Origin of the sequence: Streptomyces sp. GD-15H (genome assembly GCF_045291515.1) — a bacterium.
Lineage (GTDB): Bacteria > Actinomycetota > Actinomycetes > Streptomycetales > Streptomycetaceae > Streptomyces.
Map to the genome: position 1 here is coordinate 4,572,501 of NZ_CP149447.1, position 14,401 is coordinate 4,586,901.

The following is a 14,401-nucleotide window of genomic DNA, read 5'->3' on the forward strand; positions in this document are numbered from 1 at the left end:
GTGAGACCGACGGGTCGAGCAGGGACGAAAGTCGGGACTAGTGATCCGGCGGTGGCTTGTGGAAGCGCCGTCGCTCAACGGATAAAAGGTACCCCGGGGATAACAGGCTGATCTTCCCCAAGAGTCCATATCGACGGGATGGTTTGGCACCTCGATGTCGGCTCGTCGCATCCTGGGGCTGGAGTCGGTCCCAAGGGTTGGGCTGTTCGCCCATTAAAGCGGTACGCGAGCTGGGTTTAGAACGTCGTGAGACAGTTCGGTCCCTATCCGCTGCGCGCGCAGGAGTCTTGAGAAGGGCTGTCCCTAGTACGAGAGGACCGGGACGGACGAACCTCTGGTGTGCCAGTTGTCCTGCCAAGGGCATGGCTGGTTGGCTACGTTCGGGAGGGATAACCGCTGAAAGCATCTAAGCGGGAAGCCTGCTTCGAGATGAGGGCTCCCACCCACGTGATGGGGTAAGGCTCCCAGGAGATGACTGGGTTGATAGGCCGGATATGGAAGCACGGTAACGTGTGGAGTTGACCGGTACTAATAGGCCGAGGGCTTGTCCCCAGGTTGCTCGCGTCCACTGTGTTGGTTCTGAAACCACGAACGCCGCCATGTGTGGTGCATGGTGTCGGTTGTCGAGTGTTTCGTAGTGTTTCGGTGGTCATAGCGTAGGGGAAACGCCCGGTTACATTCCGAACCCGGAAGCTAAGCCCTACCGCGCCGATGGTACTGCAGGGGGGACCCTGTGGGAGAGTAGGACGCCGCCGAACAATTGTTGTGGAAAGCCCCGTGCCCTTCGGCACGGGGCTTTCCGCGTTTCCCGTTGTGTTTATGACGACTCCACCAGTTTTGTGTCTTACGCCAGGACGACGGCCTGGATGCGGTCCCTTGAGCCCGTCTTCGCGAGGATGCGGCCCACGTGGGTCTTCATCGTCGATTCGGCCAGGTGGAGGCGGGTGGCGATTTCCGTGTTGGTCCAGCCCTGGCCGATGACGGTGAGGATCTCGCGTTCGCGCTCGGTGAGAGAGACCAGGCGGGGGTCGGTGTGCGGGCCTGTGGGCAGGGAAGGGTCCGAGTCCGGGTTCGGGTTGTTCGTCGGCAAGTGGTGGACGTAGGCGTCCAGGAGGCGGCGGGTCAGGTTGGGGGCGACGACCGCGTCTCCGGTGGCGACGGTCCGGTCGCCGTAGCGTTTGGTGAGTTCCTGTGCCGTAATCATGGTTCGATGCTCGTCCGCGCGGGGGCGGCGGGCGTCGGACCACGGGTGGTATTTCGGGTGAGGGCGGTGGTACCCGGGTACTACGGTGGGCCGGTATGAGGACTACGAGTTCCGGGAAGGGGCCGGCACCCCCTTCGGGGAGTATGTGATCCGGCCGGTGCGGGCTGAGGAGTGGCCCGCGGTGAAGGGGTTGCGGCTCATCGCGCTGCGGGACCCGGTCGCGCACATCGCCTTCCTGGACACGTACGAGACGGCGGTGGCGCGTCCCGACACGTACTGGCAGGAGCGGACGGCGGGCGCGGCCGAGGGTGCCGGCGGGGTGCGGCAGTTCATCGCCGAGACGGCGGACGGCACCTGGGCGGGCACGGTCGCCGTGCTGGTCGAGGAGGCCGGCACGACGGACTGGGCCGGGTTTCCCGTCGAGCGGCGGCAGGGGCACCTCGCCGGGGTGTACGTACGGCCCGAGCACCGGGGGAACGGGCTCACCAAGGCGTTGTTCGAGGTCGCGCTGGAGTGGGCGTGGGCGCGGGGTATGGAGCGGGTGCGGCTCATCGTGCACCCGGAGAACGGGCGCGCCCTCGGCTTCTACCGCAAGGCGGGCTTCGTGGAGAGCGGGGTGACCGTGCCGTTGGCGGGGAATCCGGGCGAGCACGAGCTGGAGATGGTCGTCGAGCGCTGAACGTCCCTCAGCGGGAGAGCGTCCCCGCTCACACCGGCAGTTCGTCGTGCGGCCAGCGGGCGCGGGCCTGTTCGCGGGAGCGGAGGAGGACCAGGGTGGGCATGCCCCGGTCCGTGCCGGTGGTCAGGAGCTCCGGGAGCCGGGGGAGCGGGGCCACGGCCGCCACGTCGTCCAGGACCAGCGTGAATGGTGGGTCGAGCCGACCGGAGGATGACCGTTCGGCCATGCGGCGGCCGTGCTCGACCACGCTTGCGGTGAGGGCCGTCAGCAACGGCATCGCACCCGGTTGGGTGCGGGGATCCTCGATGGATTCACCCACCACATAAAGTGTGCCCGTTTCGTGGACGAAGGAACCCAGGGCGAGGGCATCAGTTCGGTTCGGAGTGCAGGCCTCACGGATGTTGACCGTGAGCAGGGCGGACAGCGCGCGCGTCGTCAACTGCTGGGCGATGTCCCGGCGTTCCGGGTAGGCGGTGAGGGTCGCCTCGAGTTCGCCCGCGGCGCCCGGGGCGGCCTTGGGGCTGGTACGCAGGATGCGTACCGCGTCCTGGACCTGGGTGCCCTGCGCCCAGCGGTGGACGTGGCGGATGGTACGGCCGTCGATGGCGGCGGCGTGCAGGTAGCTCCGCAGGAGGGTCTGTGCGGTGTCGCTGATGGCCTGGTCCAGCCGGGAGGCGGGGCGGACCGGGGCCAGCAGGGCGGCGGCGCGTGCGGCGGCCGTCTCCTTGTCCTCGCAGCCGGCCGTGGGGGACCAGTGGAGGCGGGCTGGGGCGTCGCAGAGGTGGGTCGGGTCGTAGAGGTGGGTGGGGCCGAGTTTCGCCCGCGCGTCCTTGGTCTCCGCCCAGAGGGCGGGGTCCGAGGTGACGACGAGGGCGGGGCCCTCCGCGTCTCGTACGGCCGAGGCGGCGGTGGTGCGACGGGTGTCCGGGGGACCGTAGAACACCGGGTGGGCCGAGAGCGCCGAAGACGCCGAGTCCGCCGAGGGAGGGAAAGCTTCAGCGGGGGCGGCTTCCTGCGGCGGTACCGTGACGGCGGGGAGTGGTGCCGTGCCGGGGAGTGGTGCCGTCTCCCGTTCCCGTACGGGCTCGGATCTGGGCTCGGGTGCCGCTCTCGGGGTCGGTACCTCGTGCTGGACCGGCTCCGGCGCCGCAGTCGCGCCCGCCGCCCGCTCCGCCTTCTGCCGGGCCCTTACCGCCCGCCACCGGGCCACCGTGCCCAGGACGAAGAGGGTGAGGACGAGCAACAGCATCAGCTGGCCGATGAACAGGCCCCAGAAAAGCCCGTACCCCGAGAGGGCGGACGCCGGGGTGTCCGGCCAGGCGCCCGGGATGTCGTGGGGCTCGGCGACTAGATGCCGCATGGCGACCGGGGTGCGGGTGAAGGTGACGCCGGACGGCCAGGAGCCGCGGGCGAAGAAGCCCGCGAGGCCGGTGGCCGTCCAGACCAGCAGGGTGGTGCTGAGCAGGAACGCGAGCAACCCGACCAGCAGCCCGTCCGGGATGCCGCCCTGGCCGTCCCGGCCTTGACCCTGCCCGCCACCGTGACCGTCCGGTCTCACGCGCGTTGCCCTCCCTTGTCGCCCCGACGCCCTTACGCCACCGTCGATTCGGAGTCGCCGACGTGCTGCTCCACGAAGGCCGCCGCCCGCTCCTCCGCCTCCAGTTCGGCGGCGCGCAGAGCGTCGTGGGACAGGTCGGCGGAGGACTCGGTCATCGCGCGGTCGGTGAAGACCAGCGGGCGCTCGGTCTCGGTGATCAAGTGTTTGACCACCTGCACGTTGCCGTTGACGTCCCAGACCGCGATGCCCGGGGTGAGCGAGGGGATGATCTCCACCGCCCACCGGGGCAGGCCCAGTACTCTGCCCGTCGCCCGCGCCTCGTCGGCCTTCTGGGCGTAGATGGTCCGGGTCGACGCCATCTTCAGGATGGCCGCCGCCTCCTTCGCCGCCGCCCCGTCCACCACGTCGGACAGGTGGTGGACGACCGCGACGAACGACAGACCCAGCCGGCGCCCGAACTTGAGCAGCCGCTGGAACAGCTGCGCCACGAACGGGCTGTTGATGATGTGCCAGGCCTCCTCGACCAGGAAGATGCGCTTCTTCCGGTCGGGGCGGATCCAGGTGTGCTCCAGCCAGACGCCGACGATCGCCATCAGGATCGGCATGGCGATGGAGTTGCGGTCGATGTGGGAGAGGTCGAAGACGATCAGCGGCGCGTCCAGGTCGATGCCGACCGTCGTCGGGCCGTCGAACATGCCGCGCAGGTCACCGTCGACGAGCCGGTCGAGGACCAGGGCGACGTCCAGGCCCCAGGCCCGTACGTCGTCTATGGCGACGTTCATCGCCTCCGCCGACTCCGCCTCGGGGTGGCGCAGCCGCTCGACGATGTCGGTGAGGACCGGCTGGCGTTCGACGATCGTCTCGGTGACGTAGGCGTGCGCGACCTTGAGCGCGAAGCCGGCGCGCTCGTCCAGACCGTGCCCCATCGCGACCTCGATGATGGTGCGCAGCAGCGCGAGCTGGCCCGTCGTGGTGATCGTCGGGTCGAGCGGGTTGAGCCGGATGCCGTGGTTCAGGGCGGCCGTCGGGTCCAGCCGGATGGGAGTGATCCCCAGCTGCTGCGCGATGAGGTTCCATTCGCCGACCCCGTCCTCGCCCTGGGCGTCCAGGACGACGACCTGGCGGTCGCGGAAGCGCAGCTGGCGCAGGACGTACGTCTTCTCCAGGGCCGACTTGCCGTTGCCGGACTCGCCGAGGACCAGCCAGTGCGGCGCGGGGAGCTGCTGGCCGTAGAGCTGGAACGGGTCGTAGATGTAGCCCTTGCCGGAGTAGACCTCGCGGCCGATGATGACGCCGGAGTCGCCGAGGCCGGGGGCGGCCGTCGGCAGGTAGACGGCCTGCGCCTGGCCTGTGGACGTACGCACCGGCAGTCGTGTCGTCTCGACCTTCCCGAACAGGAAGGACGTGAAGGCGTCGGTGACGACGGACAGCGGATCCCGCATCGGACTCAGCCCCTACCTTCGAATGCCGGTGGCGAACGGGAGTGTGTTCACGAAGGCGCGGTGGTGCTCGCGGTCGCACCACTCCAGCTTCAGGTACGACTTTCCGGCTGAGGCCCGGATGGTCCGCTTGTCGCGGGCCAGCGCCTCGGGGTTGCGGGAGGAGACGGTGATGTAGCCGACGAGGTTGACGCCGGCCGCGCCGCTGGCGAGGTCCTCGCCGCGCTGGTCGAGCCGGCCGTGCGCGGCGATGTCCCGCGGGTCGACCGTGCGGTTCATCTTCGCGGCGCGGGACGCCTCGGCCTCGTCGTTGGTCTTCTCCGTCAGCATGCGCTCGATGGCGACCTCGGTGGGTTCGAGGTCCATCGTGACGGCGACGGTGCGGATCACGTCCGGCGTGTGGACGAGGAGGGGCGCGAGGAAGTTGACGCCCACCGGGGTCATCGGCCACTCCTTCACCCAGGCCGTGGCGTGGCACCAGGGGGCGCGGGTGGACGACTCGCGGGTCTTGGCCTGGAGGTAGGTGGGCTCCATGGCGTCCAGCTCGGCCGGCCAGGCGTTGCGCTTCGTCATCGCCTGGATGTGGTCGATCGGGTGGTCCGGGTCGTACATGGAGTGGATCAGCGAGGACAGCCTGCTCTGGCCGAGCGGCTGCCGTACGCGGATGTCGGCCTCCTGGAGCCGGGAGCAGATGTCGGTCAGCTCACGGGCCATGACGACGGCCAGCCCGGCGTCCCGGTCCACCTTGCGGCGGCCCTGGGTGCGCACCGCGCGGGCCATCGCGTTGGCCTCGGCGGCCAGCTCACGCGTGTAGTGCATGCAGGCGACGAGGTACGCGCGGTGCTGCTCGCTGCTGGTCGACACCATCGACTGCAGCTGGTCGTACGACTGCTGGAGCCACTGCGGCGCCCTCTCGTCGCCGCGGAGGGAGACGTCCTTGGCGTGTGCGTCGGGGTCGGCGGGCAGCGTGCGGGCGAGCATCTGGATGCGGGTCACGAAGCCGTCGCCGTTCGCCACGTGCTTGAGCAGCGTGCCGAAGCGGTCGACGAGCGCCTCCTGGTCCTCGGAGTCGCGCAGACCCACACCGGGGCCCTCGATCTCGATGGCCGCGGTGACCGTCTTGCGGTCCGCGTGCAGTTGCACGGCGATCTCGTCGGGCCCGAAGGGGGCGGCGAGCCAGGTGATCCGCCCGATCCCGGGCGGCGGTCCGACCTCGACCTCCCGGCCGTCCAGCCGGGTGCCCGCTTCCACGACGCCCGAACGGTACGTCGTTCCCCGGCGCACGGTCCGCCGGTAGCTCCGGTTGATCTCGAACCACTTGTAGAACGTGCGGCCCCGGTACGGCACGTACACCGCGGCCAGCGCGATCATCGGGAGGCCCGCGAGCAGCACGATCCGCAGGGACAGGACGGGGACGAGCAGACCGGCCATCATGCCGAAGAACGCGCCCAGGACGATCAGCGCGATCTCTCCGGTCTCCCGATTGCGGCCGACGATCGCGTTCGGCCGGGCCCGGCCGATCAGATACGTACGGCGGGGCGTGACCGGATGGGACAGGTGGGACTCGGTCGTCAACGCCCTTCACCTCCCGTGCTGTTGTTACTGCTGTTGTTGCTCCGGCCGGCGTGCGGCGTACTCACCGGGCTGCCCGAGCGGGGTGCGGGTGCGGCGGAGGGGACAGATCCGCCGCCACCGTTCGAGGGGCGCGAGCTGTGCGCGGCCACTCCGCCGGAGGCTGGATTGGAGGGGCGCGCGCCGCCGGACGACGAGGACTGGCCGCCCCCGTTGCTGTCGGCGCGGGTGCTGTGGGTCTTGATGCCCTGCGCGACGAGGGTCGCCGGGGAGCTCATGACCGCGGCGGCCTTGCTCTCGGCGCCCTGCATGATGCGGTTGCTGCGGGAGTTCGCGATCTCGTCGCCGAAACCCGGCACGAAGCGGTAGATCATCGCGCTGGCGAAGATGGCCAGCAGGATGATCGCCAGACCCGACACCACGGCGGAGAAGGCGTTGGGGCCGTCGTCGGCGGACAGCGCGCCCGCCAGGCCCAGCACTATGACGATGACCGGCTTCACCAGAATCACCGCGATCATGATGCCCGCCCAGCGCCGGACGTGCCCCCACAGGTTCTTGTCGACCAGCCCCGCGTACACGACGGTGCCGAGCAGGGCGCCCACGTAGAGCAGGGCGGCGCGGATGACCAGCTCCAGCCACAGGACACCGGCCGCGAGGATCGAGACCAGCGAGACGATGATCAGCATGATCGGACCGCCGCCGATGTCCTCGCCCTTCTCCAGGGCGCCCGCGAACGTGCCGAAGAACGTGTCCGTCTGGTCGCCCGTCGCCTTCGCCAGGACGTCGGTCACGCTGTCCGTGGCCGACACGATGGTGTAGAGGATCAGCGGGGTGAACGCCGAGGCCAGCACCGTGAGCCAGAGGAAGCCGAGGGCCTCCGAGAGGGCGGTCGTGAGGGGGACGCCTCGTACGGCCCGCTTGGCGACGGCCAGCAGCCACAGCAGCAGCGTCAGGATCGTCGACGCCGCGAAGACGACGGCGTACTGCTGACGGAACGTCGGGTTCGTGAAGTCCACGGCGGCCGTCTTGTCGACGGCGGCACTGAGCTTCTTGATCGTCCAGGACGCGGCGTCGGCGCAGCCCCTTGCCAGGGCGGCGAGGGGGTCGAGGGCGGAGGTGGGGTCGTTGAGGGTGCCGGCCCCGCCGGAACCGCCACCGGAGCCTCCGCCGCCGCCTCGATCGCAGTAGTCCTTGGCGGGGCCGCGGATCAGATCACAAGGGTCGTTGCTGCCCGTCGGGTTCGGTGTGGGCTCGGCGGCCGCGCGGGTGGCGAGCAGCACCACTGCGCCCTGTACGACGGCGACGGCGGCTGTGAGCTTGAGGAAGCGGTGGTTAGCGCGCATACGTGAACCCTCCGAACTCCTCGACAGCCTTCGTCATGTCGTCGGCAGTGGAGGCCTTCTGATCGCGCCCGACCGGGACAGGGCCGTCCCTCTGCTGGAAGTCCGTGACCTTCCAGTCTTCGTCGATCCACGTCAACTGGTACGTGGTCGTGTACCAGCTCTCCGTCACGGGGTTGGTCGAGCCCTCGCCGGACAGACCGAACAAGGACGTGTACCAGACCTCGACGGTGGCGTCGCTGGCGTTGGACTTGGCGACCTTGGTGCCCACCGGGATCACCCGGGAGACGAAGGTCTGTCCGGTGGGTGCCTTGCCGTTCTTGTCGAGACCGATGTTCGTCAGGAACTCCTCGTTGGAGTAGGCCCGGTCAAGGTCCGCCTGCCGAGCGGCGGCGACGTCAGGGGCGTAGACGGCGGTGACGATCTCGCGCCGGCGGTTCTTGTCGAACAACTCGGCGGAACCCAAAGCGATGGAGTAGTTCGCCGCCGCGCTCTCCGCCCCCTGGCGGTTGTGGGCGAAGCCCGAGGGGATGCCGGCTTCCTTCGACTGCACCGGCTTCTCCCCGGAGGGGGCCGTCGCCGCCGCCTTCGGGGAGTCGTCGCCCTCGCCCGTGGAGGAATCGTCTCCTCCACGGTTCGCGAAGGCGATCGCGGCGATCAGGAGCACCACCACGCCGACCACCGTGACCAGGCTGCGGGACGACGTACGGCCGCCTCTGCGCCCACCGGCGTACGGGTTGACGTCGGCCTCCGGCAGGCGGGTGTGCGTCTGGCCCGTGCCGCCGTACCCGCCGGAGTTCCCGTGCTCGTCTCCGAGACTCATACCGCGTACGCCCCCTCAGCGTCGTGCGGAAACACCTCGTACTCCACGTACTCCATGTACGACGGTAGCCGTGCTGGTTCCCGCGCGGGCGCGGTGTTATGAGTCGACATCAGGGAAACGCAACCTCAGCCGGTGGGCGCGACGGGCGGGTGGGGTGGAAGGAGGGACCGGACGGGCCCGGTCGGAGGCATGGGGGGTCTCCTACACGGCCATTCCGTACACGATGGTGAACACCGTGCCCAGAGAGCCGATGATGAAGACCCCTGTCAGGCCCGCGATGATCAGGCCCTTGCCCTGCTCCGCGCTGAAGGTGTCGCGCAGCGCCGTCGCGCCGATGCGCTGCTTCGCCGCTCCCCAGATGGCGATGCCCAGGCAGATCAGGATGGCGAGCGCCATGACCACTTCGATCATGACCTTGGCCTCGTTGCCCAAGCTGCCGAAGGGGCCCCAGTCGGGAGCGATCCCGCCGATGATGGTGTTGATGTCTCCCTCGTCGGCCGCGAAGAACATGTAAGTCACCGCCCCTGTCGGGTCGTTCCGTGCCCTCTGCGGGCATGCAGAGGTCAGGCCCCATTGTCGCCGACGATGACGCCGTCGTATGTCGACTCGGCGTCATTAGTTGGCGGGTTTCGTATGAAGAAAGCTTCTCACCGGCGCGCGCCGGTCCCTGGCAGGGGCGCGGACCGATGGGTGATGAGTCGTATCGTCACTCTGTGTATCACGCTCCGGCCACGAAATGGTCGAACTCACCCGCGCGCACGCCGAGGACGAAGGTGTCCCATCGGCGGCGGTCCGTGGTGACGGTGGTGCCGGGGGTCGCGTCGGCGTGGATACGGACGGTGCGGTCGTCTTCGACGGTCACGTCGAGGGCAGTGGGCCGGTTGCCCGTCACCTCCCTTTCCTCCTTGAGTACCTGAAGAAGTCTCAGGAAGTCGTCGGGCGTAGTGGTGAGTATCGCTCCGGTGGGGTCGGCGGACTCGGTTATGTGGATGGCGGCCCGGGGGGCCGACGTCGCGGCGACGTGGACGCAGGAGTCGCCTTCGCCGCAGTACGACGACTTCTGCCAGCTGAGCTGGGGCATCTCGGGTCCCTTCAGAGGTCTTGGAGGATGGTGTGGATGACGTCCCGCGACTTCTCAGGGGCGAGAGCTCGGGCTTCCACCCGGTCCAGAAGGACGCGGTACTTGTTGAGCTGGGCCTCGGCGTCGAGGAACGCGGGGCCGTGCGCCTGGTCGAGGTGGACGGTGTCGAGCTGGGGGACAGGACCACGTGAGTAGAAGATCGACTGTCCCGACCCCGGGAAGCCTCCGGCGTCGAACGGGATGACCTTGATGGTGATGTGGTCCCGCTCGCTCATGTCCAACAGGTGCCGCAGTTGCGCGGCAGCGGTGGCGGGGCCACCGAACTGCATCCGTAGTGCGGCCTCGTGAATGAGCGCCAAGTAGGGGGTCGCCGGGTTCCCGTAGATCACGGTCTGGCGCTTGATGCGGAAGGAGACGCGGTGCTCGATGTCGGGTGGCGCGAGATCCGGCACGACCTGGCGGAACAGTGCGCGGGCGTGGTCCGTGATCTGGAGCAGGCCGGGGATGTGCGCAGTCACGGAGGCGCGCAGATGCGTCGCGTGGCATTCGAGTTCGGCCAGATCCAGCAGTCCGGCAGGCAGGATCTCGCGGTACTCCTCCCACCAGCCGCGCTTGCGCTCGCCCGTCATCGCGGCGACGGCATCCACCAGGGCCGTGTCGGCGCAGTCGTAGTGGCAGGCCATGGTGCGGACGCGCTCGGGGCTGACGCCCGCTCGTCCGGCCTCCATGTTGCTGATCTGGGTCGGCTTGACGCCAAGGAGTTGACCGGCCTCGACCGCGGTGAGGCCGGCCCGCTCTCGGAGTTTGCGCAGTTCGGTGCCCAAGCGGAGCTGGCGACCCGTCGGATTGCTTCTCACGGGCTGGCCCGCCTCCTAGCCGTGCGTGTCACTCACACGAGTGCAGTTTGAAGGTTTCAATGGAATCTGTGTAAAGGCTTTTACGGAGCCCACTGGCTTAGTTGCAGGCGCCCCCACCCAGAAGCGCACCGATCGACGGATCGGCATGCCACTGGGTCACCACCGTACGCAATCCATCAACTGCCCACTGTGATAGGAGACTTCCATGCCCACCGTAAACCCGCCCTGGTCGTACACCCTTCAGCTCCCGCACGATCCCCGCGCTCCGCGCATCGCCCGCGTCACCCTGCGGACCGTGCTGGGGGCGCACGAACTCGTCGAACTCGTGCCCACAGCGGAGCTGGTGGCCGCCGAGCTCCTCGCCAACGCCCATCCGCACACCACCGGCCCCTACGCCCTGCGGCTGCGCTCGGCGGAGCCGGGGCGGTTGCGGGTGGGGGTGTGGGACACGGACCCGCGTGTTCCGCCCGGGTTCGCCGACGGGGCGCCACTCGACGTACCGCCGGACGAGGCGGAGGGCGGGCGGGGGCTGCCGCTGGTGCGGGCCTGCGCGTCCTCGTGGGGTGTGGGGGCGCTGACCGGGGGAAGCTCTTGTGGGCGGAGTGCGGCTGACGCCGCGCGTCCTGCCCCTTGCGGCGTGTACGTTCCCGCTCCTCCCATGATCACCCCGGAGAGGGACGGGCGCCTCTACACTGACGTGGCTGACGGACTCCCGGACGGTGAGGGGCGGTTGACGGTGCGTAAGGCCTGGATCGCGGCAAGTGTCGCTGTGGGCTCCGCGCTCGCCTTCGTCATGCTGCTCGCCGTCGGCGTCTTCGTCGTCGCGGGGAACCTCGTGGGCGGGGTCGGCGGCGGTGCCGCGAAGACGCTGGCGAGGGGATCCGTGCCGGCCGCGTACCAGGCCCTCGTGCAGAAGTGGGGCAATCTCTGCCCGGCCATCAACCCGGCGCTGCTCGCCGCCCAGTTGTACCAGGAGAGCGGGTTCAACCCGAAGGCGCAGAGTCACGCGGCGGCGCAGGGCATCGCCCAGTTCATCCCCGGCACCTGGGCCACCCACGGTGTCGACGGGGACGGCGACGGCGACCGGGACGTATGGGACCCGAACGACGCGATTCCCTCGGCGGCGTCGTACGACTGCGCCCTCGCGGGCTATGTGAAGGACGTGCCGGGGAATCCGACCGAAAACATGCTGGCCTCGTACAACGCAGGGGCGTACGCGGTCATCAAGTACAGAGGTGTGCCGCCCTACAAGGAGACGCAGAACTACGTCAAGCGCATCCTCTCGCTGGAGAAGAGCTTCGCCGCGCCGGTCGGCCGGGTCGACCCGTCCAAGCAGGCCGCCGGAGCCATCGACTACGCGCAGAAGAAGCTCGGCACACTCTACCTCTGGGGTGGTAACGGCACCGCTGACCAGGGAGGACGCTTCGACTGCTCGGGGCTGACCAAGGCCGCGTACGAGAGCGTGGGGATCACGCTCCCGCGCGTGGCGAACGACCAGTACAACGCGGGACCGCACCCCGCGCGGGACGAACTGCTCCCCGGCGATCTGGTCTTCTTCTCGGACGACCTCACCAATTCACGGGCCATCCGGCATGTGGGCATTTATGTCGGCGGCGGGTACATGATCGACGCGCCGCGTCCGGGTGCCGTGATCCGATTCGACCCGATTGACACACCTGACTACTTTGGTGCCACCCGCGTCACCGAAGATGGCGCGAAAGCGCTCTCCACGACGATCTGAGCGGTGCGTGAACCAGCCTCCTGAGCTGCGACAACGCATCTCTCTTCGATAACGTCTGCGTGATCATTCGATGGAGGGCGGAACGTATCGACGGGGGCCGTGCGTTCCTGTTGTCGTAGCCGAACAGGCCAGCGGATCTACACACCACGGGGGTGGGGTAGCGGCGTACGCAGCGTGCGCCGAGAGAGATGACGAAGGGGCCTCAGCACCATGGCTGGACTCGCAGATTCCGGGTCGAACCCCGACGTCGACCTGCTCTATGACATCAACGGCCTGGCGAAGGCCGCACCACCGTGGTTCGACCGCATCATGGAATTCGTGGGTGAGTTCGGCCTGCTGTTCGCCTTGTTGGCGTTGGTGATGTGGTGCTGGTGGGGCGTCAGACAGCGGGGCGGCGAGGACGCGGCCCCGACCGTGGCGGCCTTGGTGTGGGCCCCGCTCGCGGCGGGCATCGCGGTCCTGGTGAACGTGCCGATACGTGAGTTCGTGGAGCGTCGCCGGCCCTTCCTCGACCATGAGGGGCTCGAGGTCCTGGTCGACGGCAAGACCGACTACTCGTTCGTCAGCGACCATGCGACGCTCTGCATGGCCCTGGCGGTGGGGCTGTTCCTGGCCAACCGGCGGCTCGGGGTCATCGGCCTGGTGCTCGGGGTGGTAGGGGGGTTCATCCGGGTCTACATGGGTGTGCACTACCCGACGGACGTCGTGGGCGGGCTCGCGCTCGGTACGGCCGTCGCGCTGCTGCTGTCGCCGCCCGCCATGGCGCTGTTGACCCCGCTGATGCGGGCGATCGAGCAGTCGCGGCGGGGTGGATGGCTGGTCAAAGGGAACGGGACCGAGGCGCGGGTGACCCCGGGAGAGGCCCGGCCGTCCGGGCCGGAGGAGCGCGACCTGGCGGCGTAGCCCGTCGTCCTGTGTGACGCATGCCATGAGGTGGAGTGGCCCCGGGGGTGGTTTTCCCGGTACGGGTCACTCCACCGAGTGTTTTTGGGCGTCCGTACGGGCCTGGCTTCTGGCTCTCCTCGCGGGGCCGCGCCAGCCGCAGGTGCAGCGGGCGACGCAGAAGCGCCCCTGTTCGGATGTGGTTGTCCTGTGTTCCTGGAGGCTTACCGCGACTCCCTGCTGTTCCACCGGACCACCGTACCGCTCCGCCATGTCTGCGTGACGGGCTCCCCTACCGGTCGTTAACCGGGAGAACAGGCGGCCCGTGTCGGACGTAGCGGGGGTAGGCGGACCATGGCAGGACGAGTACTGCGGCGCGGGCGGACCGGTGATGCGGTCGTTGCCCTCGGAGCTGTCGGCTGTCTGGTGTTCGGCGGTGTCGCGGGGTGCGGCGGCAGGAGCGGGGCGGCGACCGGCGGGTCGTCCGGCAGCTCCGCGGTGGCGGTGGTGCGGGAGGCCGCGGACGCGCTGGTGGACGCGGGCAGTTCGAAGGCGCGCACCTCCATGGAGATGGCCACCGGCGGTACCCGGGTGACCATCCGCGGGGAGGGTGTGTACGACTACCGAAAGCGGCTGGGGCGGCTGAAGGTGCTGCTGCCGCAGGACCCGTCCGGTACGTCGATGCGCCGGCCGATCACCGAACTGCTCGCTCCGGGCGCGCTGTTCATGAAGAACCGGGGCGCCGGGGTGCCCGCCGACAAGTGGGTGCGGGTGGACACCGGGACGCTGTCCGACGGGAACCTCGTCACCGGCGGCGTCACCGACCCGTTCGCCGCGGCCGAGCTGCTGCGCGGGACGCGGTCCGCGACCTTCGTGGGCAGGATGGAGCTGGCCGGGGCCGAGGTGCGGCACTACCGGGGCACGGCGGATCTGCACGAGGCCGCGCGCGCCGCCTCGGACGCGAACAAGGGGCCGCTGGGCGCGGCGGCGACCGGCTTCGCCACCGCCGAGGTCCCCTTCGACGTCTACCTGGACGACGAGGGGCGCATCCGGAAGGTCCGCCACCGGTTCAGCTTCATGAACGGGGAGCAGGAGAAGCCGGTCGCGGTCGCCTCCACCACCCTCCTCTACGACTTCGGCACCCCCGTCGACGTACGCCTCCCGGAGCCCGCCGACATCTACGCGGGCCGCATCGCCGAGGAATGACCGGCGGGAACTAGCCCTT

At 69.2% G+C, this 14,401-nt stretch carries 13 protein-coding genes, 2 rRNA genes and 1 pseudogene (1 of these 16 running past the window's edge); 6 read left to right on the forward strand and 10 right to left on the reverse strand.

Annotated features, from left to right (window positions below; genetic code table 11):
- Both WJ438_RS21555 and rrf read left to right on the forward strand, forming a co-directional pair.
- Positions 1-552, forward strand: a 23S ribosomal RNA gene (locus WJ438_RS21555); it begins 2,570 nt to the left of the window's first position.
- An 89-nt stretch (positions 553-641) separates the two neighbouring features.
- Positions 642-758 (forward strand): 5S ribosomal RNA (gene rrf, locus WJ438_RS21560).
- An 86-nt stretch (positions 759-844) separates the two neighbouring features.
- Here the strand turns inward: rrf and WJ438_RS21565 are convergent.
- Positions 845-1,171, reverse strand: a pseudogene (locus WJ438_RS21565) (LuxR C-terminal-related transcriptional regulator); the annotation flags it as partial.
- 178 nt (positions 1,172-1,349) lie between these two features.
- Between WJ438_RS21565 and WJ438_RS21570 the strand changes: the two are divergent.
- Complete coding sequence (locus WJ438_RS21570) at positions 1,350-1,883, forward strand: GNAT family N-acetyltransferase (RefSeq protein WP_406729765.1); 534 nt, start codon at positions 1,350-1,352, stop codon at positions 1,881-1,883.
- A gap of 28 nt (positions 1,884-1,911) precedes the next feature.
- Here WJ438_RS21570 and WJ438_RS21575 read toward each other — a convergent pair whose 3' ends face one another.
- The 8 genes from WJ438_RS21575 to WJ438_RS21610 form a co-directional block, all read right to left on the reverse strand.
- Positions 1,912-3,441, reverse strand: coding sequence for a type VI secretion protein (locus tag WJ438_RS21575; RefSeq protein ID WP_406726688.1), 1,530 nt, complete (start codon positions 3,439-3,441; stop codon positions 1,912-1,914).
- Between the two features lie 32 nt (positions 3,442-3,473).
- A complete protein-coding gene (locus WJ438_RS21580; RefSeq protein ID WP_406726689.1) occupies positions 3,474-4,883 on the reverse strand; it encodes an ATP-binding protein in 1,410 nt (469 codons plus the stop codon).
- A gap of 12 nt (positions 4,884-4,895) precedes the next feature.
- On the reverse strand, positions 4,896-6,455 hold the full coding sequence (locus tag WJ438_RS21585; protein ID WP_406726690.1) for an SCO6880 family protein: 1,560 nt from the start codon (positions 6,453-6,455) through the stop codon (positions 4,896-4,898).
- Entirely contained in the window at positions 6,452-7,795 is a 1,344-nt protein-coding gene (locus tag WJ438_RS21590; RefSeq protein WP_406726691.1) for a hypothetical protein, read from the reverse strand. The genes WJ438_RS21585 and WJ438_RS21590 overlap by 4 nt, the downstream gene beginning before the upstream one ends.
- Positions 7,785-8,615 (reverse strand): hypothetical protein, encoded by an 831-nt coding sequence (locus WJ438_RS21595; protein WP_406726692.1) that lies wholly within the window; start codon positions 8,613-8,615, stop codon positions 7,785-7,787. The genes WJ438_RS21590 and WJ438_RS21595 overlap by 11 nt, the downstream gene beginning before the upstream one ends.
- 201 nt (positions 8,616-8,816) lie before the next feature.
- Positions 8,817-9,125: a hypothetical protein gene (locus WJ438_RS21600; RefSeq protein ID WP_042174769.1), complete on the reverse strand. Its 309-nt coding sequence runs from the start codon at positions 9,123-9,125 to the stop codon at positions 8,817-8,819.
- 208 nt (positions 9,126-9,333) lie between these two features.
- Positions 9,334-9,696 (reverse strand): DUF397 domain-containing protein, encoded by a 363-nt coding sequence (locus WJ438_RS21605; RefSeq protein WP_406726693.1) that lies wholly within the window; start codon positions 9,694-9,696, stop codon positions 9,334-9,336.
- An 11-nt stretch (positions 9,697-9,707) separates the two neighbouring features.
- Entirely contained in the window at positions 9,708-10,553 is an 846-nt protein-coding gene (locus WJ438_RS21610) for a helix-turn-helix transcriptional regulator (RefSeq protein WP_406726694.1), read from the reverse strand.
- Between the two features lie 730 nt (positions 10,554-11,283).
- Between WJ438_RS21610 and WJ438_RS21615 the strand changes: the two genes are divergently transcribed.
- The gene (locus WJ438_RS21615) at positions 11,284-12,294 is read left to right on the forward strand and encodes an NlpC/P60 family protein (RefSeq protein WP_406729766.1); all 1,011 of its coding nucleotides are present in this window, start codon (positions 11,284-11,286) and stop codon (positions 12,292-12,294) included.
- A gap of 210 nt (positions 12,295-12,504) precedes the next feature.
- A complete protein-coding gene (locus tag WJ438_RS21620) occupies positions 12,505-13,197 on the forward strand; it encodes a phosphatase PAP2 family protein (protein ID WP_406726695.1) in 693 nt (230 codons plus the stop codon).
- Positions 13,198-13,263: 66 nt separating this feature from the next.
- On the opposite strand, the gene WJ438_RS21625 is transcribed toward WJ438_RS21620, so the two are convergent.
- Positions 13,264-13,449: a hypothetical protein gene (locus WJ438_RS21625; RefSeq protein ID WP_406726696.1), complete on the reverse strand. Its 186-nt coding sequence runs from the start codon at positions 13,447-13,449 to the stop codon at positions 13,264-13,266.
- Between the two features lie 81 nt (positions 13,450-13,530).
- Between WJ438_RS21625 and WJ438_RS21630 the strand changes: the two genes are divergently transcribed.
- Positions 13,531-14,382, forward strand: a complete 852-nt coding sequence (locus tag WJ438_RS21630; RefSeq protein ID WP_406726697.1) for a hypothetical protein — start codon at positions 13,531-13,533, stop codon at positions 14,380-14,382.
- The last annotated feature ends 19 nt before the right edge of the window (positions 14,383-14,401 follow it).

Excerpts from the sequence above, each read along its gene's own strand:
- WJ438_RS21580 (WP_406726689.1), bottom strand. The coding sequence starts at position 4,883 with ATGCGGGATCCGCTGTCCGTCGTCACCGACGCCTTCACGTCCTTCCTG.
- WJ438_RS21590 (WP_406726691.1), bottom strand. The coding sequence starts at position 7,795 with ATGCGCGCTAACCACCGCTTCCTCAAGCTCACAGCCGCCGTCGCCGTC.
- WJ438_RS21595 (WP_406726692.1), bottom strand. The coding sequence starts at position 8,615 with ATGAGTCTCGGAGACGAGCACGGGAACTCCGGCGGGTACGGCGGCACG.
- WJ438_RS21600 (WP_042174769.1), bottom strand. The coding sequence starts at position 9,125 with ATGTTCTTCGCGGCCGACGAGGGAGACATCAACACCATCATCGGCGGG.
- WJ438_RS21605 (WP_406726693.1), bottom strand. The coding sequence starts at position 9,696 with ATGCCCCAGCTCAGCTGGCAGAAGTCGTCGTACTGCGGCGAAGGCGAC.
- WJ438_RS21620 (WP_406726695.1), top strand. The coding sequence starts at position 12,505 with ATGGCTGGACTCGCAGATTCCGGGTCGAACCCCGACGTCGACCTGCTC.
- WJ438_RS21625 (WP_406726696.1), bottom strand. The coding sequence starts at position 13,449 with ATGGCGGAGCGGTACGGTGGTCCGGTGGAACAGCAGGGAGTCGCGGTA.
- WJ438_RS21630 (WP_406726697.1), top strand. The coding sequence starts at position 13,531 with ATGGCAGGACGAGTACTGCGGCGCGGGCGGACCGGTGATGCGGTCGTT.